This window comes from Actinomadura decatromicini (assembly GCF_008121305.1).
GTDB classification, from domain to species: domain Bacteria; phylum Actinomycetota; class Actinomycetes; order Streptosporangiales; family Streptosporangiaceae; genus Spirillospora; species Spirillospora syzygii.
In genome coordinates this window covers 141,826-164,896 of the sequence record NZ_VSRQ01000009.1, presented here as the reverse complement: position 1 = coordinate 164,896, position 23,071 = coordinate 141,826, and the positions used below count along the sequence as shown (strand labels likewise).

The 23,071-nt window shown below is 70.3% G+C and carries 25 protein-coding genes; 7 read left to right on the top strand and 18 right to left on the bottom strand.

Annotated features, from left to right (window positions below):
• Nucleotides 1–382 precede the first annotated feature (382 nt).
• The 10 genes from FXF68_RS35310 to FXF68_RS35265 form a co-directional block, all read right to left on the bottom strand.
• The gene (locus FXF68_RS35310; protein WP_148767136.1) at nucleotides 383–1,030 is read right to left on the bottom strand and encodes a DUF4360 domain-containing protein; all 648 of its coding nucleotides are present in this window, start codon (nucleotides 1,028–1,030) and stop codon (nucleotides 383–385) included.
• Nucleotides 1,031–1,061: 31 nt separating this feature from the next.
• Nucleotides 1,062–1,715, bottom strand: coding sequence for a DUF4360 domain-containing protein (locus FXF68_RS35305; protein ID WP_148767134.1), 654 nt, complete (start codon nucleotides 1,713–1,715; stop codon nucleotides 1,062–1,064).
• A gap of 296 nt (nucleotides 1,716–2,011) precedes the next feature.
• Nucleotides 2,012–2,410, bottom strand: coding sequence for an STAS domain-containing protein (locus FXF68_RS35300; RefSeq protein ID WP_148767132.1), 399 nt, complete (start codon nucleotides 2,408–2,410; stop codon nucleotides 2,012–2,014).
• Nucleotides 2,411–2,557: 147 nt separating this feature from the next.
• On the bottom strand, nucleotides 2,558–2,884 hold the full coding sequence (locus FXF68_RS35295; protein ID WP_148767130.1) for a MerR family transcriptional regulator: 327 nt from the start codon (nucleotides 2,882–2,884) through the stop codon (nucleotides 2,558–2,560).
• 169 nt (nucleotides 2,885–3,053) lie between these two features.
• Nucleotides 3,054–3,494 (bottom strand): Hsp20/alpha crystallin family protein, encoded by a 441-nt coding sequence (locus FXF68_RS35290; RefSeq protein WP_148767128.1) that lies wholly within the window; start codon nucleotides 3,492–3,494, stop codon nucleotides 3,054–3,056.
• Nucleotides 3,495–3,636: 142 nt separating this feature from the next.
• Nucleotides 3,637–4,971: an amino acid permease gene (locus FXF68_RS35285; protein WP_187438268.1), complete on the bottom strand. Its 1,335-nt coding sequence runs from the start codon at nucleotides 4,969–4,971 to the stop codon at nucleotides 3,637–3,639.
• Between the two features lie 184 nt (nucleotides 4,972–5,155).
• Complete coding sequence (locus FXF68_RS35280) at nucleotides 5,156–5,944, bottom strand: enoyl-CoA hydratase/isomerase family protein (RefSeq protein WP_148767124.1); 789 nt, start codon at nucleotides 5,942–5,944, stop codon at nucleotides 5,156–5,158.
• Nucleotides 5,941–7,527: an AMP-binding protein gene (locus tag FXF68_RS35275; RefSeq protein ID WP_246179110.1), complete on the bottom strand. Its 1,587-nt coding sequence runs from the start codon at nucleotides 7,525–7,527 to the stop codon at nucleotides 5,941–5,943. Before FXF68_RS35275 ends, FXF68_RS35280 begins: the two co-directional genes overlap by 4 nt.
• Nucleotides 7,524–8,153: a TetR/AcrR family transcriptional regulator gene (locus tag FXF68_RS35270; protein WP_148767120.1), complete on the bottom strand. Its 630-nt coding sequence runs from the start codon at nucleotides 8,151–8,153 to the stop codon at nucleotides 7,524–7,526. The genes FXF68_RS35275 and FXF68_RS35270 overlap by 4 nt, the downstream gene beginning before the upstream one ends.
• A 44-nt stretch (nucleotides 8,154–8,197) precedes the next feature.
• On the bottom strand, nucleotides 8,198–8,485 hold the full coding sequence (locus FXF68_RS35265; RefSeq protein ID WP_425458640.1) for a response regulator transcription factor: 288 nt from the start codon (nucleotides 8,483–8,485) through the stop codon (nucleotides 8,198–8,200).
• A gap of 83 nt (nucleotides 8,486–8,568) precedes the next feature.
• Here FXF68_RS35265 and FXF68_RS35260 point away from each other — a divergent pair, with 83 nt between their 5' ends.
• On the top strand, nucleotides 8,569–9,789 hold the full coding sequence (locus tag FXF68_RS35260; RefSeq protein WP_148767116.1) for a serine hydrolase domain-containing protein: 1,221 nt from the start codon (nucleotides 8,569–8,571) through the stop codon (nucleotides 9,787–9,789).
• An 80-nt stretch (nucleotides 9,790–9,869) separates the two neighbouring features.
• On the opposite strand, the gene FXF68_RS35255 is transcribed toward FXF68_RS35260, so the two are convergent.
• Nucleotides 9,870–10,373 carry an FBP domain-containing protein gene (locus FXF68_RS35255; protein ID WP_148767114.1) on the bottom strand — a complete coding sequence of 168 codons (504 nt, stop codon included), beginning with the start codon at nucleotides 10,371–10,373 and terminating at the stop codon, nucleotides 9,870–9,872.
• Nucleotides 10,374–10,578: 205 nt separating this feature from the next.
• On the opposite strand from FXF68_RS35255, the gene FXF68_RS35250 reads away from it, so the two are divergent.
• Complete coding sequence (locus FXF68_RS35250) at nucleotides 10,579–10,848, top strand: hypothetical protein (protein ID WP_148767112.1); 270 nt, start codon at nucleotides 10,579–10,581, stop codon at nucleotides 10,846–10,848.
• A gap of 121 nt (nucleotides 10,849–10,969) precedes the next feature.
• Here the strand turns inward: FXF68_RS35250 and FXF68_RS35245 are convergent, their stop codons facing one another.
• A complete protein-coding gene (locus FXF68_RS35245; RefSeq protein WP_148767110.1) occupies nucleotides 10,970–11,251 on the bottom strand; it encodes a hypothetical protein in 282 nt (93 codons plus the stop codon).
• A gap of 133 nt (nucleotides 11,252–11,384) precedes the next feature.
• Nucleotides 11,385–12,593 carry a hypothetical protein gene (locus FXF68_RS35240; RefSeq protein ID WP_148767108.1) on the bottom strand — a complete coding sequence of 403 codons (1,209 nt, stop codon included), beginning with the start codon at nucleotides 12,591–12,593 and terminating at the stop codon, nucleotides 11,385–11,387.
• 282 nt (nucleotides 12,594–12,875) lie between these two features.
• Between FXF68_RS35240 and FXF68_RS35235 the strand changes: the two genes are divergently transcribed.
• On the top strand, nucleotides 12,876–13,448 hold the full coding sequence (locus tag FXF68_RS35235) for a hemerythrin domain-containing protein (RefSeq protein WP_148767106.1): 573 nt from the start codon (nucleotides 12,876–12,878) through the stop codon (nucleotides 13,446–13,448).
• A 25-nt stretch (nucleotides 13,449–13,473) separates the two neighbouring features.
• Here the strand turns inward: FXF68_RS35235 and FXF68_RS35230 are convergent, their stop codons facing one another.
• Nucleotides 13,474–14,184 carry a response regulator transcription factor gene (locus tag FXF68_RS35230; RefSeq protein WP_148767104.1) on the bottom strand — a complete coding sequence of 237 codons (711 nt, stop codon included), beginning with the start codon at nucleotides 14,182–14,184 and terminating at the stop codon, nucleotides 13,474–13,476.
• Between the two features lie 528 nt (nucleotides 14,185–14,712).
• On the opposite strand from FXF68_RS35230, the gene FXF68_RS35225 reads away from it, so the two are divergent.
• Nucleotides 14,713–15,282, top strand: a complete 570-nt coding sequence (locus FXF68_RS35225) for a hypothetical protein (protein WP_148767102.1) — start codon at nucleotides 14,713–14,715, stop codon at nucleotides 15,280–15,282.
• Nucleotides 15,283–15,426: 144 nt separating this feature from the next.
• On the opposite strand, the gene FXF68_RS35220 is transcribed toward FXF68_RS35225, so the two are convergent.
• Nucleotides 15,427–16,014: a VanZ family protein gene (locus FXF68_RS35220; RefSeq protein WP_222870237.1), complete on the bottom strand. Its 588-nt coding sequence runs from the start codon at nucleotides 16,012–16,014 to the stop codon at nucleotides 15,427–15,429.
• Nucleotides 16,015–16,251: 237 nt separating this feature from the next.
• Here FXF68_RS35220 and FXF68_RS35215 point away from each other — a divergent pair, with 237 nt between their 5' ends.
• Nucleotides 16,252–17,730 carry a M1 family metallopeptidase gene (locus FXF68_RS35215; RefSeq protein ID WP_148767098.1) on the top strand — a complete coding sequence of 493 codons (1,479 nt, stop codon included), beginning with the start codon at nucleotides 16,252–16,254 and terminating at the stop codon, nucleotides 17,728–17,730.
• 66 nt (nucleotides 17,731–17,796) lie between these two features.
• Here the strand turns inward: FXF68_RS35215 and FXF68_RS35210 are convergent, their stop codons facing one another.
• Nucleotides 17,797–18,897, bottom strand: a complete 1,101-nt coding sequence (locus FXF68_RS35210; protein WP_148767096.1) for an L-type lectin family protein — start codon at nucleotides 18,895–18,897, stop codon at nucleotides 17,797–17,799.
• Between the two features lie 263 nt (nucleotides 18,898–19,160).
• Between FXF68_RS35210 and FXF68_RS35205 the strand changes: the two genes are divergently transcribed.
• The gene (locus FXF68_RS35205) at nucleotides 19,161–19,664 is read left to right on the top strand and encodes a SigE family RNA polymerase sigma factor (RefSeq protein ID WP_148767094.1); all 504 of its coding nucleotides are present in this window, start codon (nucleotides 19,161–19,163) and stop codon (nucleotides 19,662–19,664) included.
• 2 nt (nucleotides 19,665–19,666) lie between these two features.
• Complete coding sequence (locus FXF68_RS35200; RefSeq protein WP_148767092.1) at nucleotides 19,667–20,710, top strand: hypothetical protein; 1,044 nt, start codon at nucleotides 19,667–19,669, stop codon at nucleotides 20,708–20,710.
• 9 nt (nucleotides 20,711–20,719) lie between these two features.
• Here FXF68_RS35200 and FXF68_RS35195 read toward each other — a convergent pair whose 3' ends face one another.
• Complete coding sequence (locus FXF68_RS35195; protein WP_148767090.1) at nucleotides 20,720–21,319, bottom strand: hypothetical protein; 600 nt, start codon at nucleotides 21,317–21,319, stop codon at nucleotides 20,720–20,722.
• Nucleotides 21,316–23,001: a PHP domain-containing protein gene (locus tag FXF68_RS35190; RefSeq protein WP_148767088.1), complete on the bottom strand. Its 1,686-nt coding sequence runs from the start codon at nucleotides 22,999–23,001 to the stop codon at nucleotides 21,316–21,318. The genes FXF68_RS35195 and FXF68_RS35190 overlap by 4 nt, the downstream gene beginning before the upstream one ends.
• Between the last annotated feature and the right edge of the window lie 70 nt (nucleotides 23,002–23,071).

Below are 23,071 nucleotides of genomic sequence, written 5' to 3'. Positions count from 1 at the left end.
GTCCCGAGCCCTGGCCGCACAGGAGCGACGCGCCGCCCCACCGGACGCTCCGACCGCGCGCTGCCACACCCATGACTTGCTTCAAAGTAGAACAAGAAAGGGGATCATCCCAGAGCCGCGATCACGCGGGCATTTGACCGAAAGCGGACCCGATTCGCGAGGTTTATGGCCGCCACCTCGGAAGATCACTGTGCGTCGTTCCGAGCGGGGCGGGAGCGCGCATTGCGCGCGGACCGCAAAGATCATTTCTGTCGGCCGCTCCCCGATGGCCGAATGACCCGCATGGGGTGAAACACGGAACAGGTGAGCGTGGACGATTTCGTCCACGCTCACCCGTGCGCCGCGCGCGGGGGGAGCGCAGGCGCGGCCCGACGAGCCTGGATCAGCGCGCGCTCGCGCACTTCTTCCAGGCGAGGTGGTACACGGTCTTTACGCTGCCGTCGGCGGAGTCGAAAGCCATGAAACTGGTCTTCGACTTGTCCGATCCGGCGGTCACGCGAAGCTCGGTGTTGATGTTGAGGTTACGGTTCTCGCCACACGGTCTCCAGACCAGCTTGGCCACCGGTGTGCGGTCGGTGAACTGCCAGTTCTTGGAGTACTTGCCTTTGATCGTGTGCTTTACGGCCGTGGTCCGGGACTGGCCCTGGTGGTAATAACTGGCCTGCTCCAGACCGGTGGCGCCGCCGGCCAGGCTCGCGAAGCCGCGGTAGTCCGCGCTGGCGATCGCGTAGGTGAATCCTTGCGGAATATGGACGGCCAGGCTGAGCTGGCAGTTCTTCCGGAAATCGGTCGGCTTGGACTTCCCGCCCGCCTGTGCCAGATAGTCACTGTAGGTGACGGTGAAGGCGGTCTTGTCCTTCGAAGGGGCGACAGCGGCGGTCCCGGCCTTGCAACCCGAACCGTTGACGGTGACGACCTGCAAGGTGATCTTCCCGGGGGGCGGCGGGTCGGCCGTCACGGCCTGGGCCGTACCGGTCGTCAGCGCCAGGCCGGAAAGACAGGCCGCCGCGGCGGTCGCTCCTTTGCGCATGGATCGTTCTCCTTCAGAATTGTCGCGCGTGTTACGGGCAGGTCTTCCACGCGAAGTGGTAGATGGTCTTGATGGAGCCGTCGGTGGAGTCCATGGAGATGAAGCTGACCTTCGCGGGGTCCGAGGTCCCCTTGTCGACGCGCAGTTCGGTGTTGATGTTGAAGTTGCGCTCCTCGCCGCACTTCTTCCACACCAGCTGGGCCACCGGAACGCTGTCGCTGAACTGCCAGTTGTCGTTGAGGGGGCTCTGGATGGAGTGCGTGGCGCTCGCCGTCTGCGCGTTCCCCTGGAAGTAGTAGCTGGCCTTCTGGGTGCCCTTGGCGCCCTTCTCCAGATAGCCGAACCCGCGGTAGTCGGTGCTCGCGATGGCGTAGGTGAAGCCCTGCGGCACGTGGACCTTCAGGGCCAGCTGGCAGTTCTTGCGGGCGTCGGTGGCCTTGGAGTCCCCGCCGGCCTGCGCCAGGTAGTCGCTGTAGGTGACGGTGAACGCTTCCTTGTCGGGCGACACGGCGACGGCGGCCGTGCCGATCGGGCAGCCGGAGCCGTTGACGGTCACGACCTCGACCGTGACGCCGTCCGGACCGGGGACGAACCGCGGGGCGGACGCGGACGCCGGGACGGCCGGCGCGGCGGCCATGGAAACGGCGGCGACCGCCGCGGCGGCAAATGCGATGCCTTTGCGCATGGGAATACCCTTCGCTGGGACTGAACGCCATTCTTCGGAGATCGAAGAGGCGGCTGCCCCAGCGGTTCGGCTTCTATCGGAGGCCCACCATCGGGGCATGTTTGAGAGCTGAATGGAGCGTAACTATCGAACTGGGAACGGTCAATCACCAGTTTTTAACTCTTCGATACTTGCGCGAATTCAACAAACCGGCGGGCGGGGTTCTATCTGGTCGCGGCCAATCGAATGGCGCGGTTGATTTTTTGACAAGGACCGTTCCACGGCCCGGCCGCGGAATCCCGCGCGCGGCGGACGGGTCAGTTGGCGTCGCGGTCTCGCGGCGGCGTGCGCGGCGTGTCGGGCCCCGTGCGCGTGGCGTGGTGGGCCTGGATCGCGACCTCGGCCGTGCCGTAGATGGGGAAGACGCGGGTGAGCTGGGTGACGCGCAGGACCTCGCGGATGCGCTGGTTCACCGCGGCGAGGACGATCGATCCGTGCCGACCGGCCAGGTGGTGGTGGAAGGACAGCAGGACGCTCAGCCCGCTGGAGTCGATGAAGGCGACCGCGCCGAGGTCCAGGATCAGGTGCCGGGCGCCCAGCGCGACCAGCCGGGCCAGGTCCTCGCGCAGCCCGGCGCTGGTGGCGACGTCGATCTCACCGGCGAGGACCACCACGGCGAGGTCGTGGTCGCAGCGGTGTTCCAGCGTCAGGGGCATGGCGGTCGTCACCCCTCCTTCCAGATGCTCGTCCCTTACCCGGGTCGTCCCTCGACGGCGGCCGACCGGCGCCCGGGAGCCGGCGCGGACGCCTCCATCCTCTCGCGAGCCGCCCCGGTTCCGCGCACCGCACACGCCATCGCGCGGTCAGGACGGTTCGGACGGGGCCCGGAGCGTGTCCAGGCGGCGGGCCAGTTCGTCGCGTTCGCGCGTGACCTGGGCCAGTTCGTGCTGGAGCTCGAAGATGCGGCGGATGGCGGGGAGCGTCATTCCCTCGTCCATCATGACGACGACCTGCTGGATGCGGCCGATCTCGTGCCGGGAGTACCGGCGCTGTCCGCCCGCCGACCGCTGCGGCGAGACGACCTGGTGGTCATCGATGCGGCGCAGGAACGCCTGCCGCACGTCGAGCATGTCGGCGACCTGCCCCACCGTGAACAGGGCCGCGTGCTCGTCGTCCATGGGCAGCGTCACGTTCTCTCCATTCGCCTGCGGGAGGTACGGGCCGGTGGCGGGACCGGACGCGCGCGGCCCCGCTCCGGGACGAGGGCGGCGTGGCGTGCCGTCCTCCCGCCGGAGCGGGGCCGCGCGGACCGGCTCTGGCACCGGGCCGACTCACCCGTCGGCCGGTGTCGGGCGCCGGTCAGGCCCGGATGGACTTGCGGGTGCCGCCCGTCTGCTGGACGGCGACCTTGCGGGGCCTGGCCTTCTCCAGCACCGGGATCCGGACGGCGAGGACGCCGTTCTCGTAGGCGGCCTCGATCTTCTCGGCGTCCAGGTGGTCGGAGAGGTAGACCCGGCGGGTGAAGGAGCCCATCGGCCGTTCGCGGACGAACACGCGCTCGTCCTCGCCGAACTCCTCCTCGCGCCGCGCGCTCACCGACAGGACGCCGCGGTCGACGGTGACCTCGATCGAGCCGGGGTCGATGCCCGGCAGGTCGAACCGCAGGACGACGTCGTCGGCGCGGCGGATGCCGTCCATCGCCATGCCCGCGCCGTTGCCCTGCCCGGTGACCTGCCGCACCGCCCGGTCGAACTGGCGCTCGAACTCCTGCACGAACGGGTCGATCGACGTCAGCAGCATCGTCGCTTCACCTCCGAGGATCCCCGGGACCCTCCATGCCCGGGACGTTGACCTGTACAGAGAGGAAACCTGCAACTCAAAGTATAGGTAACTGGATACGCCGACTGTCAAGCCTTGCGGCGGCACTCCACCGCTTCCCGGGTCACGCGACGGCGTCGGTGGGTTCTTTCCGGCGTGACTTGATCTCGTAGGCGAGGAGCGTCCCACCGACCGCCACGGCGACCGCGCCGACGACCGGGAGCGCTTCGGCGGACGACGCGACGGCGGCGAACGCCAGCACCAGCAGCGCCACCACCACGCGGCTCAGCCAGGGGAACCCCCACATCCGCAGCCGGAGCAGCTCGGGCGACTCGGCCTCCATGCGGCGGCGCAGCCGCAACTGGCTGAGCGCCACGAAGACGTAGAGCAGCAGGACCAGCAGTCCCGCGGTGTTGATCAGCAGGTCGAAGGCGTCGTCCCCGGCGGCGAACGCGGCGGTCATCAGGACCAGCGCGAGCGCGGCGCCGCCGAGCAGCGCGGGCGCGGGGACCCCGGACGGGCGCACCCGCGCCGCCGCGGCCGGGGCGTCGCCGCGGGCGGCCATCGCGCCGAGGACGCGCGACGCGGCGTACAGCGCGGCGTTCATCACCGACAGGACCGCCACCAGGATGACCCACGTCATCAGGGTCGCCGCGCCGGGGACGCCGAGTTCAGCGATCGCCGTAGCGAACGGGCTGTCGGTGCCGTTCGCCGGGACGCGGTTCCACGGCACGACCGCCAGGATGACCAGCACCGAGCCGACGTAGAAGATCAGGACCCGCCAGACCACCCGCAGCGTGGCCCGCGCGACCTCCTTCGCGGGTTCGGCCGATTCGGCCGCCGCGATGGTGACGATCTCCGCGCCGAAGTAGGAGAACAGCACCGTGACGAGGGCGGTGAGGACCGCGCCCCAGCCCTTGGGGGCGAACCCGCCGTGGTCGGTCAGCGCGCTGAGCCCGGCGCCCGCGCCGTCGGACGGCCACAGCCCGAGGACGTACAGCGCCCCGGCGACGAGGAACGCGACGATCAGCGCGACCTTGGCCGAGGCGAGCCAGAACTCGGTCTCGCCGAACAGCCGCACCGAGACGAGGTTGGCGGCGGTGAGCGCCGCCAGCAGCGCGACGGCCGTCGGCAGCACCGGGACGTCCCCGGACAGCGAGTGCAGCAGCTTCGCCCCGGCCACGCCCTCGAACGCGACCGCGACGATCGCGAAGAGCCAGTAGCACCAGCCCACGAGGAACCCGGCGCGCGGGCCGAGCGCGGTACCGGCGTAGTCGGCGAACGAGCCCGCCGAGGGCCGGGCGGCGGCCATCTCGCCGAGCATCCGCATCACCAGGATGACGATCAGACCGCCGAGGACGTAGGCGACGAGCGCCGCCGGGCCGGTCTCGGCGATCACCTTGCCGCTGCTGACGAACAGGCCGGCGCTGATGACGCCGCCGATCCCGATCATGGTCATGTGCCGTCGTTTGAGTCCGCGGTGGAGCGATCCCCCGCTGTCGTGCCCGGTCATGGCGTTCGGCTCCCTGCTGTCTCGGGGAAAGGGGAGGTCGGGACCCGGCCCATGAGCGGGCCGGGCCCTCGTTGATCGCGGGGGGCGGGAGCGGACGGCGGCGGGCGCGGGCGGCCCGCCGCCGGGACGGTCAGGCGCCGCGGTAGACGGCGGGGCGGCGCTCGACGAAGGAGCGGACGCCTTCGAGGACGTCCTGGCTGCGCAGGCAGGCCAGCAGCCCCTCGGTCTCCAGGTCGAGCACCTCTTCCAGGTCCAGCTCCCAGACCCGGTGCATAGCCTCCTTGATCAGCCGGATCGGGGTGGGCGCGGCGACGGCGATGCGCTCGGCCAGCTCCAGCGCCGTGTCGAGCAGCTCGCCGTCGGGGACGAGTCTGCTGACCAGCCCCGCGCGGTACGCCTCGGCGGCGTCGATCGTCTCGCCGGACAGCAGCAGGTCCACCGCGCGGCCGTGGCCGACGAGGCGAGGCAGCGAGTACAGCACGCCGTTGCTCGGGAACAGGCCGCGGTGCACCTCCTTGAAGGCGAACGAGGCGGCGTGCCCGGCCAGCCGCAGGTCGCTGGCGATGGCCAGCTCCACGCCGACGCCGACCGCGATCCCGTTGACCGCCGCGATGATCACCTTGGGGTGGCCGGTGAAGCGGCGGGTGAGGTCCTGGAGCGCGGCGGTCCGCTCGACCAGGTCGGCGTCGGTCCCGGCGGCCAGTTGCGCGCCCGCCTCCTTCAGGTCGGTGCCCGCCGAGAAGGCCCGGCCGGTCCCGGTGAGGACGACCGCGCCCACCTTGTCGTCGCGGGCGGCCTCGTCCAGGGCGGCGACCAGCTCGCCGTAGGTGCGCTGCCGGAAGGCGTTGAGCACCTCGGGACGGTCGAAGGCGACCACCATGGTCGAGCCCTCGCGGCGTACTCGCAGATCGGTGCTCATCGGGTTCCCTCCCGGGCGTCGTAGGCGCCGTCCCGTCCAGCGGGCAGCAGATGTTTGGCGATGCGTTCGGACGGCGTCATCGGGAACTCCTCGACGAACTCCACGAACCTCGGCGTCTTGAAGTCGGCCAGCCGCGCGCGGACGTAGGCGACCAGCTCCCCCGGCTCGACGGGCCCGGCGGGCTGGACGAACGCCTTGACCTCCTCGCCGAACAGGTCGTCCGGCACCGGGACGACGGCGGCGGCGCGCACCGCGGGGTGGCCGGTCAGGACCGCCTCCACCTCGGCGGCGGCGATGTTCTCGCTGCCGCGCCGGATCATCTCCTTGAGCCGTCCGACCAGGTGGTAGTGGCCGCGCTCGTCCCGGTAGCCGAGGTCGCCCATGGGGTACCAGCCGTCGCGGAACAGGGGCTCGTCGCGGTTCCAGTAGCCGGTCAGCGTCGGCTCGCCGCGCGCGACGATCTCGCCGACCTCGCCGTCGGCGGCGTCGGTCCCGTCCTCCCGGACGATCTTGGCCTCCTTGCCGGGGACGGGCCGTCCCATCGCGCCGGTGCCGACGCAGGCGGTGTCCTCCGGCGGCACGGCGAGCACGACCCCCGCCTCGGTGCTGCCGTACGCCTCCCGCCACGGCGCGCCCCAGCGCTCCTCGATCGTCGCGTGCAGCGCGGGCGTGATGCCCGAGCACAGGACGAGCCGGACGCGGTGGGAACGGTCCAGTTCGGGGTCGGGCGGCTGCTTGAGCAGCAGCAGCGGCATCGTGCCGAGGACGTAGAAGAAGGTCGCGCCGTGCTCGCGGACGGACGGCCAGAACCCCGACGCGGAGAAGCGCGGCAGGATCACCAGCGGGATCCCGGTCAGCAGGCACAGCACCGTGTTCCACTGCGGGTCCATGTAGTAGAAGGGCTGCGCGGTGAGGTCCACGTCGTCGGTCGTGACGGAGGCGATGTCGGCCGCCAGTTCGGCGAGGTGGAGCCAGTAGCGGTGGGTGAGCATGCAGCCTTTGGGGAACCCGGTCGTGCCCGACGTGTACTGGAGGTTGACCAGGTCGTCCCAGCTGATGTCGGGCAGTTCGCGGGCACCGGACACCTCAGCCGTCTCCGCCCCGGCGTCAAAGGCGCCGGCGGCGCGGGCGGCCTCGGGCGCGGGTCCCGCGTCGGCGGGGTCGAGCAGCCCGACCTCGCCGAACTCCAGGGCCAGCAGCGCCTCGGCGGCGGCCGCCGTGCCAGCCAGGGCCAGCACGGCGCCGGAGTCGCGGACGACGTGGGCCAGGTCGGCGCTGCGGTAGCCGGGGTTCACCGGGACGATCACCGCGCCGAGCTTGGCGATCGCCAGCCACGCGACCGGGAAGCCGACGCCGTTGTCCAGCATCACCGCGACCCGGTCGCCGCGCCGGACGCCGTGCGCGGCCAGCACGTCCGCGAGCCGGTTGGTGAGGTCCTCGACCCGCGCGACGGTCGTCTCGGTTCCGGCGAACCGGAACAGCACCCGGTCGCCGTCGGCCTCCGCCCGGGCCCGGAGCAGCCCGCCGAGGCCCCCGGCGATCCGCACGGCCGTCCGCCCGCCGTCCGGCGGCGCGGCGGTCACGCGCGCCGCCGGGTGGCGAGGTCGAACATCGTCACCAGCTCGGCGGCGCAGTCGGCCAGGTCGATGGCCTCCTCGTCGAAGACCCATTGCAGCATCACGCCGTCGATCGCGCCCTGGACGGTGGCGGCCAGCGTGCCCGGCGCGAAGTCGCGGAAGTCTCCCTCGGCCTGGCCGCGCCGCAAGATGCCCTCCAGATGGTGGCGGCACGGGTCGTACATGTCGGCGTTGAAGCGGCGCTTGGCCTCCGGCGACCCGAAGCTGCCCCAGATGTCCACCAGCGCGACGAAGTTGGCGCGGTTGGCCGCCATGAACTCGAAACTGGCCTCGATGAAGGCGCGCAGCCGGCGCGGGGCGTCCGGGGCGCGGTCCACCCTGGCCTTGATGAACCGGTTGGTCTCCGCGAACAGCGCGTTGACCACCTGCTCTATCAACTCGTCCTTGCCGGCGAAGTGGTAGGAGATCACGCCCTTGCTGACGCCGACGTCCTGGGCGATCCGGGCCAGCGACGCCTGAGGCAGCCCGGCGGTGGCGATGGTGGAGATGGCGCCCTCCACGATCTGCCGCCGCCGTGCCTCCTCGATGAACGAGGTCTTCCTCTGGCCGTCCTGATCAGTTTTTGACCGCATGGCCAGAATTCAATCTTGCCGGACGGCCGTGCGGCAAGCCCCGGTCAACGACCGTACGGTTTCCCCCACCCCGCGCCCGGCCGGTCGGCGGTCCCCTCGCCGGGGCGGCCGTTCGCGGCGAGGTAGCGCAGCACCGCCAGCACCCGGCGGTTGCCGGACGCCGACGCGGGCAGCCCGAGCTTGGCGAACACCGCGGTGACGTGCTTCTCGACCGCGCTCAGCGACACGTACATCCGGTCGGCGATGCCGCTGTTGGACCAGCCCTCGGCCATCAGGGCGAGCACTTCGCGCTCTCTCGGGAGCAGGGAGTCGTCCCAGCCGGAGTCGGGCATGGCGGCACCTCCTTGGTGCGGGAAACCGCAGAAATCGCGAGGACCTCTTGTCTCACTCATACCATCCGGATTGGATTCTGGCCATGCGGTCAAGAATCAGCCAACATGGCCAGAAGACCCGGATGCTCGGCGCCGTCCTGGCCGGTGCGGTGCTCGGCGGCGGCCTCGCCGTCCCGGCGCTCGCCGCCCCGCCCCTCCCCCACACGGCGCCCCTCCCCCACACGGCGCCGCTCCCCGCCACGGGGCGGGACGCCACGAACGCGCGGCTCCGCTGCGTGCTGGACGGCGTCATCGCTCCGCCCATCCCCGGCGCGATCCTCGCCGTGACCGGGCCCGGCCGGAGCTTCCAGGGCGCGGCCGGGGTCTACGAGCTGGGCGGACGTCCCTTGCGCACCTCCGACGCCTTCCGGACGGCCAGCGTCACCAAGACGATGACGGCGGCCGTCGCGCTCAAGCTCGCCGAACGCGGCGACCTGCGCCTGGACGCGCCCATCGGCGCGTACCTGGACCGGAAGCTGGTCGCGCGCATCCCGTACGGCTCGCGGATCACCGTCCGGCAACTGCTGAACCACACCGCCGGGGTGTACGACTACGTGCAGGACGACGCGTGGTTCCAGTACGTGCTCGACCACCCGTACAAGACCTGGAAGCCCCTGGAGCTCATCGACTGGGCATTGCGTTCGGGCAAGCCCTACTTCGCACCCGCGCAGGGCTACCACTATTCCGACACCGGTTATGCCTTGGCCGGGCTCGTCATCGAGAAGGCCGCCCGCGAGCCGCTGCACCGGCTGTACCGGTCGCTGCTGCTCCGGCCGCTGGGGATGGACCGCACCTACCTCGAATGGTGGGAGCCGTCCCGCGGCCCGCGCGCCCACAACTACCTCGGCGACCGCGACACCTACGACTACAACCCGACGTTCGACACGTTCGGCGGAGGCGGCCTCGTCTCCACGGCGTCCGACCTCAACCGGTTCATCCGCGGCCTTTTCGAGGGGCGGGTCTTCAAGCGTCCGGCCACGCTCCGGACGATGCTGCAGGTCAGCCCGCAGAGCGTCGAGCAGGGTTCGCCGTATGGCCTGGGCATCAGCCGCATGGACGTGGCGGGCGGCGAGACCGCCTACGGGCACGGCGGCTTCTTCGGCGCGTTCCAGCTCTACGTCCCGGAGAAGCGGGTCGCGGTGACCGGCACCATCACCCAGGCCGAGATGGTGGTCAAGAAGGAGTGGAGCGACTTCATCGAGAAGGCGGTCCTGACGAGCATCGGCAGGCCGTCCGCCGAACCCTGCGAGCGCCAGACCAGCTAGGACGTGTCCCGAGCCGGTTCAGGACGGCACCGGGCCCGCACGCCCGGCGCCGTCCGGTCCCGCTCCCGCGGACTCGCCGATCAGCCGACGACCGAGGCGACGAAGGCGTCGAGCTTCGCCCTGATGCGCGCGATCTTCTCCTCGAGCGGTACGCCGTCGTCGTGGCCGTCGCCCAGCAGGGTGTGCTTCTTGCCCCGCACGTACAGGGAGCAGGCCAGGTCGGTGCACAGGTACTGCCCGACGGTGTTGCCCTGCTTGCCCGCCTCACCGCTGCGCCGCGCGCTCATCAATGCGACACCGCCGCCGGTGTGCACGGTCTGGCAGAACGAGCACAGGCTGGTCGAGTTGAACCCGCGCGCCTTGCCGGGCGTGGACGCGAACCGCAGCGCGATCCCGGTGAGCCGGTCGCCGGTCTCGGTGACCAGGTAGGCGCGCTCGGGAGCCTTGGGGTCCCGCCAGCCGAGGAATTCGAGGTCGTCCCAGGGCGACTCCTCGAAATCCCTGGGGAGGTTGAGGCGCTTGGCGTCGCCCTTGGAGCAGTTGACGAAGCAGGACCGCAGCTCGCGTTCGCTAATCGCTCGCATGGGTCGCGAGCTTAGGTTCGCCCCCGCGACTAGGGCAAACGGTTATCGACGCGCTCACGGTCGAAGGTGAGGAAGCCTCCGGCGTTCAGCGCACCGTCCGCGGCGAGGCTCGCGATCGCCGCCTCCCCTCCTCGGGACGGGGCGTGTAACCCGCACGCATATGTGTAGTTGCAGAGGTTTCACACGTCGGGCAGAGGAGGTTCCGATGAGGACACGTGTCGCCGCGGAAACGATGTCGGCCGGTACGCCGACCGCCGCCGGTCACCGGCGAGGAAGAAGTCGTGGGCGGCGCCGAGTACGGGCTCTCGCCCTGGGTGCGCTGCTCGCCGCACTCCTCGGATTCGCCACGGCGATCGAATACGGCCTCGCCGTCAGCCATGACCAAGCCGCGTCCGCTTCGGACGCCCCCGCCGCCGGACACGGATCCGTCGTCACCAATGGCGACGGCGGGGCCATCGGCATGGGTCGCTACTAGGTCGAAGCCGGATTGCACAACACATTTTTCCGGCGGTGTGAAAACTGGTCGCCGATCTCGTCAACGAGATCGGCGACCAGTTTTCACAAACCCGCGATACGAGGGCTCCGGGCGTCCTCCGTCAGGCGCGCTGCGGCCCGCTGACCAGGGCGCGCACCGCCCGCGCCAGCACCACGATCGGCACCACGAACACGTAGAAGAAGATCTCGTACGAGCCGCCGTCGAAAATGAAGCCCAGGTAGACGCCGTAACCGAGCATCCCGATGCCCAGCGCGACGTACAGGAGCCGCTCCGTGACCTTGGAGCCGGGCAGCGCCGCCGCCGCGGCCATCAGCACCCCGGACGCCATCAGCGCGATGACGTACCAGGAGAACAGGGGCTCGGCACTGAAATCGAGGTTCATCTGCTTCCTTGCGCGGGGGATGGATAACCGAAAACGGCAGGACTATAGCGCAGGGAAGATCGATGAGTTGCAGGAATTTCGCAGAATCCCCGTTTCGGGGTCGATCAAGCCGAAGGCCGTTTCCGGTCGGCGACTATGACTCCTTCGGCTTGTCGCGAAGGCCGGCGACGGGATGGGCGCCCTCGGTGGTGAGGCGGTACTCGTCGCCGAACTTGTCGCGGTGCTCGTCGATGACGCGCTCCTGCGCGCCCCGCTCGGCGTTGATCCTGTCCTGGTACTCCTCGAACCGCTGGTGCGCCTCCTGGACGTAACCGGTGCCGAGCGTGGTCCAGTCGATCTGGGTGCCCAGCAGTTCGCGCACGAGCTGCTTGTTCGGCTCGAACGTGACCGGCTCGGGCAGCGCGGGGGCGAGGACCGACTCGGGGTCGCGGCCGTCGTGCCGGCGCATCAGGTCGCAGGCGATCCGCAGATGCTCCAGCTCCATGTTGAGGTGCAGTTCCCAGATGCCCTTGACGCGCGGGTCGGTCTCGGTCTGCATGAACGAGTAGTACAGGTAGCACTCGTTGTACTCGTGGTTGACCAGCCGTTCCCACCACGTTTCGCCCGGGTCGACGAGCGACTCGTAATGCGTGACGTGCTCTTCCTCGACCAGGCCGATCTCCTGGTAGAGCTGCCGGGCGATCGGCTCCATGTACATCGGGCCGACGTTCATGTAGAAGTTCATCGTCTGCTGCTCGGCCGACATGATGGTCAGCGCGTGGAGCTTGGAGATCGGCGCGGTCGCGTCCTTGTCGTAGGGCTCGCGGACGTTGTCGACGGCGTCGCGGTGCTGGAGGTAGCCGGGCCGTCCCGGCATCACCTCGGTGAGCTGGTCGATGACCTTCTCCGCCTTGCGGTGCTCGATGATCTCGTACAGGTTGGCGTACCGGTACAGGTGGTCGAAGTCCTCCAGCAGGCCGAACTGGTAGGCCTGCTTGAGGTAGGGGTCGGGTTCCATGCGGGCGACCCAGCCGGTCAGGTCGACGGCGACCTGCTCGTAGCTGATCGTGGTCTCCAGGACCGACGCCTGCCCCGGCAGCAGCCAGTTCACCACCTTCTGCTGCTGCGCCTCGATGTAGCGGACCTTGGCCAGTTGCTGCTTGACCTCGATGTCCGGACAGACGCGGGCGAAGTGGTGGCTGAACATGATCGCCTCCACCTCGATGCCGTTCATCGTGATGATCCGGCATTTGGTGTAGGGATCGGAGCGGTCGGGGTCGACGGGGGCGACGTCGAGTTGACTCCAGTTGCGCAGTTGGTCGTCCAGCGGGATACCGCGGTGTTCGAGCGGGTTGAACGCCACCGGGCTCACTCTCCTCGTGAATTCTGACGATGATCTCGGACGTCTCGGCGGAGCCGCCCCTACCCGAGGAGCCCGGTTCCGCACATCGGGTGCCGGATCGCGGACAAGATCTTTGCCGGTCCCCGGCGTCCGGCCCGCTTAGCCGCCGCGACGCCGGGTAACTGACGCCGCGTCACGCACCCGGTGGCCCGCCGCTCGGACGGGCCGCCGCGGACCGCGCCGACCACCACGGGGCCGACCACCACAGGGCCGAAGGGCCGACCACCACAGCCAGGAGGGCTCATGCGGACCACACCCGCCGACGCTCGGACGACCGAAGACGTGATCGACCTGCTGCGCGCCCAGCACGGCCGCATCCGCGACCTGTTCGACCAGGTCATGAGCACCGAGGGCGAGGAGCGCGCGGGCGCCTTCCGGGAGCTGGTGCGGCTGCTGGCCGTCCACGAGACCGCCGAGGAGGAGATCGTCCATCCGATGGCGCGGCGGCTCCCCGGCGGCGACGGCATCGTGGACGACCGGCTCGCCGAGGAGCGCGAGGCCAAGGAACTGCTCTCGGAACTGGACGGCATGGACACCGAGGACCCGCGCTTCCTCAAGTCCGTCGACAAGCTGCGGATCGAGGTCCTCACCCACGCCCGCGCCGAGGAGCGCTACGAGTTCGACCGGCTCAAGGACCAGTTCAGCCCCGCCCAGCTCAAGGGCTTCGCCGCCGCCGTCCGCGCCGCCGAGGCCACCGCTCCCACCCATCCCCATCCGGGCACCGAGTCCGCCACCAAGAACATGCTCGCGGGGCCCATGGTCGCCATGGTCGACCGCGTCCGCGACATGATCCGCGACGCGCGCGACAAGGGCTGAGACACCGGCCGGAGCGGGTGCCGGGCTAGGTGGCGTCGGCGTCCGAGTCGGCGTCCGTCCCGGTGTCCGTTTCGGTGCGGGTGTCGATCCGGTAGCCGACGCCGGGGACCGTGGCGATCAGCCACGGTTGGCCGAGTCGCTTGCGCAGCGCCGAGACGGTGATGCGGACCGCGTTGGTGAACGGGTCGGCGTTGGCGTCCCAGGCCCGTTCCAGCAGCTCTTCGGCGCTGACGACACCTCCCTGGGCGGCGACCAGGACTTCGAGGACGGCGAACTGCTTGCGGGTGAGGGCGACGTAGTGCCCGTCGCGGAAGACCTCCCGGCGGAACGGGTCCAGCCGCAGGCCCGCGATCTCGCTGACCGGCGGCCGGGCGTACGCGCGCCTGCGGTCCAGCGCCCGCAGCCGCAGCACCAGTTCGCGGAGCTCGAACGGCTTGGTGAGGTAGTCGTCGGCGCCGAGCCCGAATCCCGACACCTTGTCGTCGATGCGGTCGGCGGCGGTGAGCATGAGGATCGGGATGCCGCTGCCGGACGCGACGATCCGCCGGGCGACCTCGTCGCCGGACGGGCCGGGGATGTCGCGGTCGAGGACCGCGAGGTCGTAGGAGTTGACGCTGAGCAGTTCGAGGGCGGAGTCCCCGTCCCCGGCGATGTCGGCGGCGATCGCCTCCAGCCGGAGACCGTCCCGGACGGCTTCGGCCAGGTAGGGCTCGTCCTCCACGATCAGCACGCGCATGGCTCAAGCCTAGGCAACCCGGCATATCGCCGGCGTATGCAAAGGAGTGAGACCGGCAGCCGCCTCACCTGCACGCGAGCGGGAAAGCGATCTTAAGAACGCACCAGCAGTGCACCCTACGCGCCGTTGTCGGCCTCCTCGACGATCTCATAACGCGTGGGGTCGAGCAGCAGGATGCGCCCTCGGCCATCTGTTCTGGGCCCCACCAGGCCGCTTCGGCGAGGCCGCCTTCCGCGCCGCCTTCGCAGAGGGCGCCGAAGCCCAACGGCCCGCTGAAAACTCACCTTTCTGCAGGACCTTCCTGAGGCCGCAATCGGCCAACTCGACGACCGCCTTTCCGATTCACTTCGCCCTTTCCAGTGATCATCTCAGCACCACATTTTCTTCCCACCTGGCGATCATCGAGCGGGCCGCTTGTCAGCAGATGCCAATTGAGTCGGCCGGGCGCCCGTACCCGCCTCACAATTGGGGTCTGGGTACGGACCATCGGCCGACGTAACCTCCCGGAAACCACACCTTGGAGGAATAATGCGAAGGTCCACCGCCGGCCTCGTCGTCGGCTTCGCCGCTCTCCTGGCTACCTGCCTCGTCCCGGCCAGTGCGTCCGCTCAGCAGACGACATGGACGGTTACCCCAGGTGGCACGTTCACCGCCGAAGGAAGCGTCCGGCTCAACGAGCTGGACTGCTACGTGCGCTTCAGCGGCGATTTCCTCGACAGTTCCGGGCAGGGCCGGATCGACAAGGTGACGGTTCACGGCTGCTCCAGCACGAACTACCTGGGCTACCCCACCTTCCGAGTTCCGATCACCATGACGGCCACCCGGTACCTATCGTCCATCGACACGGTGGCCGCATCGCTCTCCCCCCTCGTCATCGACATTGACGGACGGTGTCCGATCAGGATCGGCAGCCCTAAGGATCGCGTGGGTAAGAGCGAAGTCCTTTACCGGAACCAGAGGGTTGAACTGTGGTTGAGCACCGGCATCGGCGGTGGCCTGGATGTCTGGGACCCCCATAACTGCTACGAGCCGGAAACCGTGTCCATCAACACCGGTCTCGCCGTGACCCCGGCCCAGACGATCCGCCCCGCCGAATAGGACCGCCCCCCAGCGGCAGTGCTCGGCCGTGCGCGACTTCCGTCACGTGCTCACCGCCACCGCACCCGAACCGGCGCTGCTTCAAGGGTCCTGAGCGCTGTGCGCCCGTCCTCCTCGCGAGGACGGGCGCCGGTCCGCCTCTGCTCAGCCCGCGCAGGAGCGTCCCGCGGCGGGCGCGGCGTGAGATCCGGGTCCGTCGGCGCCCGACGACGACCGCCAGTACCGGCGGGACCCCAGCGCGGCCAGTCCGGCTCCGGCGGCGTTGAGCAGGACGTCGTCCACCGAGGACACGCGGTCCAGCCACAGGACGTATTGCGCGGTCTCGACCAGGACCGAGCAGCCCGCCCCGAGCACCAGGATCCGCGGCACCGACGCCAGCGCCGGGAACCGCAGCGGGGCGAGGAACCCGAGCGCCGCGAACACCAGCAGGTTGCCGACGATCTGGCCCGTCGGCATCGTGGCCAGGTCCCGCAGCGGCACCAGGCTCACCCGGCCGGGGACGATGCCCGCCCCCGGACCCGGCAACAAGATCAACCAGATTCCCGGGGCCGTCCCGTAGACGATGCCGACGTCCGCGAGTGACGTTCGCCACGCCCGGGCGGACGTGGCGCCGGTGGCTTTCCGGCGGTGTGCCAGCGCCCACACCGTCAGCACCACCAAGGGCAGTGCGGCCGCCGTGATGAACACGACGCCGGTGAACGTCCCGAGCAGGCTCTGCCATCCCCTGATCACGCTGCCTCCGCTTCCGTCTCGCCCCATTGAAGACGGTGGGCCGTCGCGGCGGCGTATGCGGTTTTCGATACGCCCGCGATACACGGCATCCCGGGGCCCTAGTCGCGCCGAGGGGCCTCCAAGACAATCATCGGGTGACTCCCGGCATCCCCGCGAGCCGTCGGCGCCGGCGCCGCGGCCCGGCCGGATCTCCTATATTCCTATAGGAATAGTAGAGTTTGCGAAGGAGTGCTCCCCATGCGAAGAACCCCCCTCCTTGCCGTCACGGCCGCCGCCACCGGCGTCGTGCTGTGCGCCACCTCGGCCCTCGCCGCACCCGGGCCGGGCGCGCCCGGGATCGGCGACCCGTACTACCCGGACTACGGGAACGGCGGGTACGACGTCGGCCACTACAACCTCGACCTCAAGTACCAGCCTGCCACCGACACGCTCCAGGGCACCGCCAGGATCACGGCCCGGGCCACCCAGGACCTCAGCCGCTTCAACCTCGATTTCCTGCTCGATACCCAGAAGGTCAAGGTCAACGGTCGCAAGGCGGCGTTCGCCAAGTCCGGTGCGCACGAACTGGTGATCACGCCCGCGCGCGCTCTGCGCAAGGGCTCGCGGATCGACATCACGGTGACCTATTCGGACGTGCCGTCTACGAAGAAGTACAACGACTACGTCGGATGGGTCAGGACGCCGGACGGCGCGGTCGCCGCCCAGGAGCCGGAGAGTGCCTGGTGGTGGTTCCCCAGCAATGACCATCCGCTCGACAAGGCCAGGTACGACATCAGGATCACGGTTCCCGAAGGGCTGCAGACGGTCAGCAACGGCGAGCCCCGCCGCAGCCGCACGTCCCACGGCTGGACGACCACCTCCTGGCACGAGGCCAAACCGCAGGCGACCTATCTGGCCACCCTCGCGGTCGGGAAGTTCGAGGTCCACCAGGGCCGCACCGAGAGCGGCCTGCCGGTGATCACCGCCTACAGCCCCGACGTCGCCCCGGCGCTGCTCAAGGCGGCCAAGGCGAGCATCGACCTCACCCCGGAGATCGTCGACTGGGAGAGCACGGTGTTCGGGCCCTACCCGTTCACGTCGATCGGCGGCTACGTCCCGAACGTCAAGTCGCGCTTCTCGCTGGAGGAGCAGACGCGGGTCTTCTACAGTCCCGCGGCGTTCACCTCGGGCGTCCGGCCCTATCTGATCGTCCATGAGAACGCGCACCAGTGGTTCGGTGACAGCGTCTCGCTGACGACTTGGCGCGACATCTGGCTGAACGAGGGGTTCGCCTCGTACGCCGAATGGCTGTGGTCGGAGAAGACCGGGCAGGGAACCGCCGCCGAGGTCGCGAAGAAGACCTACGACAGTTACCCGGCCGACGACCCGTTCTGGAAGGTCAAGGTCGCGGACCCGGGGCCCGGCGAGAACCAGTTCCATGACGCCGTCTACGACCGCGGGGCCCTGACCCTCCAGGCGCTGCGCGCGACCGTCGGCGACGCGAAGTTCTTCGCCATTCTCCGCGCCTGGGTGGCGCGCCACCGTTACGGCAATGCCACCACGGCCCAGTTCGAGGCCCTTTCCCAGAAGATCTCCGGAAAGGACCTGCACGGCCTCTTCCAGACCTGGCTTCACACGCCGGTGCGTCCCGCCTCGCCGCCGCAGCGCGTCGCGGCCGCGTCGACCCCGCGGAGCTGGAAGGAGATCCGGCAGACCCGCACGCTGGAAGGCCGCTGATCGTCCCCCGGCGGTGGCCATGCGCTCCGCTCGGAAAGCCGCATGGCCACCGCCGGGGAACGGCTCCTATTCGGACGCGCGCTTGCTGCGCAGGACCACTCGGCGGATGAGCTGCACGTCGGTGAGCGCTCCCGTGGACGCGGCGAACCCGAATTTCACGGTCGCCGGAAGGGGCCGAGGGGCGCGGAACCTCAGCACTTCCTGGAAACCGTCGTCGTCCTCGAAATCGATGTCGACGGTGACGACGGGGTTGGGGCCGGGCGACACCACGACGCGGACGGTCCGCTTCACCGGGTCGAGCAGCTCTTCGGCCCGTTCCGCCGACACCCTGGCGGGCATCTTCTTCAGGTCTCCGTGGAGTTTCCCGGGGAGCGCAGAAGACCACCGGCCGCTGCTCGACCTGTCCTCGCTCGTGGCGGCGAGCAGGCAGTAGCCCTGGACGCCGTTGCCGGGGCCGCGGGCGGTCACGAAATTGGGTCCGGGGGCGGGCGGACGGGACGACGTCCCCGCCGGGGAACGGCGGTCGCAGCCATTCCCGCGCCCTTCCCCGTCGCCGAAGTATTCGCCGAGCGCGTCGAGACCGATGCCGAGGTATCCGCCGTCGACGCCCGGCACGAACTGGGCGTCGGACCGGCCGGCCGGCCGTTTCTGGGCGTAGCCGAGGCTGCCGCCGAACGCGCCCGGCGTCGTGAGGCGCCGCGATCCGTCGGTGAGGAAGAACGAGATGCCGTCGGCGGGCGACCGCGTCGTGTTGCCGTACTGCCATTGCTCGAAGGTCGCCTCGATCCCGTCCCGCGCGGAGAGCGGCGAGTCGAAGAGCACGGCGCCGGTCTGCTCGGGGTGGGCGTCGGTGAGCTGGAGGTATCCGTGCCGCGCCGCGCCGCCGGGCGGCACCGGACCGGCCGGGTCGCGGCGGCATCCGCGCAGCGGATGGTTCGAGCCCTCGGCGGGCGCCTTTCCGCGCGCCGCGCCGGTCAGGCACGCGGATCCGTATCCGATGAAACGCGAATCCGCGGTGGCTCCGGTGAACGACTCGTTCAGCAGAGAACCCGGACGCCTTGCCGCCTCCGAAGCGTTCCCGGGCAGCGCGTTCCCGGGCAGCGCGGCGGCGACCACGGCCGCGCCGAACCCGATCGACGCGACCATTCGAGTGAACCCATGCCTCATGTCAGTTGGCTCTTCCTTCGCGAGTCCGCCGCCGTCACTCCACCGCACTCATATGAACCCGAAGCCGCGACCGGAAACGCGCGGTGCCCCTCTCGTGGAGATCTCCGCGACAGATCATTACGGAACCCCATGTGATCACCCGTCATGGTCACATGCCGGTCTGCGACGATCGGCCGACGCGGCGCCCGCGCCCGCGATCGTCCGGGCAACCGTTCCGGGGGTCCAGCCGGTACTTGTCGGCAGGAGATCTGCTTGGAGGGTGGATGCGGGAGCAACCGGACTACGTGGCGTACGTGAGGGAACGGTCGCCGCGCCTGCTCAGAACGGCCTATCTGCTCTGCCGTGACTGGGCGCTCGCCGAGGACCTGCTGCAGACGGCGCTGGTCAAGGCGTGGCGGGCGTGGCGGCGGATCGAGGACGACCCCGATCCGTACGTCTACCGCATCCTCGTCAACACGCACGCGTCCTGGACTCGGCGGCGCTGGCGGGGCGAGCGTCCCACCGAGCGTCCGGCGGACGGGCCGGACCCGGCGGACGGCATCGGCGCGGCCGAGGACAAGGCGGTGCTGTGGGATGCGCTCGGGCGGCTCCCCCACCGGCAGCGCGCGACCGTCGTCCTGCGCTACTTCGAGGACCTGTCCGAGTCGCAGGTCGCGGCGGCGCTCGGCTGCTCGGTCGGGACCGTGAAGAGCCAGACCAGCAAGGCCCTCGCCAAGCTCCGGGTCGATCCGGGCGTCCTGGCCTCCGCGTCGCGGGAAGGAGAGTGACCATGCCGTACACGATGCAGGACCTGGTCGAGGTCATGGAGGACGAGAGCGCGCGCGGGACGCCGCCGGCCGACCTGCTGGACGGCGTCCGCCGCCGGGTCCGGCGGGGCAACCGGCGCCGGGCCGCTGCGGGCGCGCTCGGGGTGGCGCTGGCGGCCGCGGGCTCGTTCGCGGTGGTCGCGCGGCCGGACGGCGGGGGCCCGCCGCCGCCCGGGGCCGAGCAGCGGGCGCTCGCGGCGGCGATGCCCGGCACGCCGAACGAGACCTTCCGCGACGGCCCTCAGGTCGAGGGACTCCGGCCGCTGAAGGAGGTCCGCTTCACCCAGTTCGGACGAATGGCGCGCGTCACGTTCACCCCGACCGAGCCCTTCACGATGTACACGGCTCATTGCGCGGAAGGCAGGTCGTTCTCTACGACGCGCGGGACGCTCGGGAGCGGTGACTGCGGTTCGACGTCGTATCTCAAAACCACTCCGGGAATGCCCGTCACCGTCCAGATGACCGTCCTTCCCGTTGATCCGGGGCGGCGGCTCAGCGACACCCTCGTCACCGGAGGCGGCGTGTCCGGCCTTTACCGTTATCTGAATTCGCACCCACCGACGCCGGGAAACTGGAGCATTCGGATCTACAACGGGAAATGCGATTCGATGTGCAAATGGATGGAGAATCCCCGGGGCGCCCGGCGGCAGCCGTCGGTGGAGGGGTTGCCGCTGCTGGCACGGGTGACGGGAACGGCCGACGGGCGGGTCCGCCCGGTCGAGCTCAAGCGGCCGGGCACCTCGCTGCGCATGCGGGTGACCTGCCTGGACGGCGCGGCCACCGCCGCCGTCCAGTACGGGACGCACGCTCGCGTCATCGGCTGCGAGGCGGCCGAGTCGAAGGGCGTCGTCCGGGACGTCCGGATCGAGGCGGACGCCACCCTGATGGTCGCGGTCCTCCCGGCGGAGGCGAACAAGGTGCGGGCCACCGATGACGCCGCGCTCGCGGAATTGATGAAAGGCGTCAAGCCCGCCGGGAAATGGACGCTTGAGGTCTACGCCCGCTGAGTTCCCGGGTCAGGCGTGATCGGCGCAGCATGGTGTCGGATCGGGCACCTCGAAGGGCACGAGCACGCCGCCCGCGGCGGGCATGGCGGCCAGCACGAGAACGCCGTCCGCCCATTCGGGACGGACGTGCCCGCGAGTGTCGAGCACCGTTTCACGCGCGGGCGGCTCGGACGTGGCGAGGACCCGGACCCGTTCGATGGCCGACCATTCCAGGACGTCGCCCACGGTGAGCGTTCCGGTGAGCCGCTCCGCCCCCGGGAAGAGGACGGCGCGTCCCGACCGGCGGGCGGCGTGCTCCCCCGCCGCGGCCGCGGCCCACCCGGCGAGGTCGGCCGGGCCGCGGCGGCTGTCGAAGGAAATCCCGGCATCGTCCGGGAGACCATCGAGGTCGGTGGCGGCGGGCACGTCCAGTGAAACCGCGACGTGCGGGTGCCCGTCGCGGATGAAATGGGTGCAGGCGGTGGCGCCGTCCTGGAGGCCGAGCACGGTGACCAGATCGCGGATCAGGTGCTCGGCCTCCTGGAGGGTTCTCGTGCCGGTGTCGACGCCGAGGACGCGCGTCGCGGGCGTCTCCGGCGGCGCGGCCGTCTTCGGCGGCGGACCCGTCATCGGCCGGGGAGCACCCAGATGGGGTTGCTGTAGAACCAGAGGTCCTTCCACGGGTCGGCGTTGCCGACGACGTCCATGGCGGGGCCGTTCGGGTCGACGTCCTTTCCGCGCAGTCCGGGGGCGGTCCGGTTGCCGTCCGTGCCGCGCAGCCGCAGGTAGACGGGCTTGTCGACGGCGCCGAGCGAGTAGACCAGCCGGACCGAGCCGGAGTTCCGCCCGACCTCGAACGACTTCACGACCTTGGTGTTCGGTGTGGTGAAGGCGTCCTTGTCGGACACGGCCCCTGTCACGTCGCCCTGGACGACGTCCACCCGCGCGAGCGTCGGGACGAACTGCGCCCAGTTCGGGCCGTTCGCCAGGTCGATCTCGATGACCAGCTCCACCTTGCCGCCGCGCCGGACGTGCAGGACGCCGCCGAGCGGCACGCCGCGCTGCCCGGTCCCGGTCGCCCTTGCCCGGACGTCCAGGCCGCTGATCAGGCCGCCATGGTCAACCCAGACTCGCCCCTCACGGATGGCGTTCATGACGGCGGCGTAGGAGAACGACGTCGCGCCCACGTGCGTGCGGCTGTAGTAGCCGGGCCAGAAGTCGCCGTTGGCGAGGTTGACGTCCCCCGCGTAGACGGGGTCGTTGTAGTAGCCGTTCTTGTTGAAGTCGCTGTCCGGGCCCCGGGTCGCGGTGTCGGTGTAGATGGCGTGCGAGTCGGAGTTGGCGGTGATCCACCACGGCTTGCCCTCCGCGAGAAGGCTGTCCCAGAGGCCGCCGACGGTGGCGGTCATCCAGTCGAAGCCGCCGAACGTCCGGTAGCTCTCGGCGGGATATCCGGGGAAGGAGTCGGCGCTCGGGTTGTTGTCGTAGTAGCCGCGTCCGGAGCCGGGGCCGTGCGGCTTCGGGATCCCGGCGGCCTGGTGGCCGGGCGCGCCCTCCATGCCGACCGCGATGCGGGGCTGGGCGTCGCGCCAGCCGCGGATCTCGTGCGGCGAGTCGATGCCCTTGCGGGCCGGGTGGTTGGCGAGGAACAGCGCGTCCGTGACCTTGCGGCGGCGGACCGCGTCCGCGAGGAAGTTCACGCCCGCGATCGCGAGCGCCTCGTTGGCGGGCGTGCTGGCCGTCGCGTTCTTGACCACGCCGTCGAAGGAGTTCTCGAACTCCTTCAGCACCGCTACCTCGCTGCTTCCCGGGTGGACGAACACGGTGCCGTGCTCGGCCGCCGGGATGTTCCATTCGAGCCCCTGGAACACCAGCGTGTCCTCGACCTCCGAGCGCGCGGCCCGGATGTCGGGGTTGACCTTCTCGACGCCGATCTTGGCGTGCTGGACGCTGCCGTGGTCGGTGATGACCATCCAGTCCAGCCCGAAGGCGTTGGCGTGCCGGACGTGGTCGATGACGCGGTACTGCCCGTCCGGGCTGTACTGGGTGTGGATGTGGTGGTCGCCCGCCAGCCACACGTACCCGCCACGCGGCTCCCGGCGGCCCGCCCGGGCCTGCGCCGCCGCGGCCGTCCCCCCGCCGCCGAGGACGCTCCCCGCGGCGAGTCCCGCGCCGAGCAGTCCGCTGCCGCGCAGCATCGAGCGGCGCGACACCTCGGCGGGCGACAGCGCCTCGTCCGGCACGGCCGCGTCCAGGACGGGCGGCAGTTCCTGACGCTCCCCGTGCGAATGGTGATGGTGGTGATGGCCCATGCCGCCTCCTCGCTGACGCGCCGACCCCCGGCCGGCTCCGCGAAGCACTTTGACCAGCAAACATGAACAT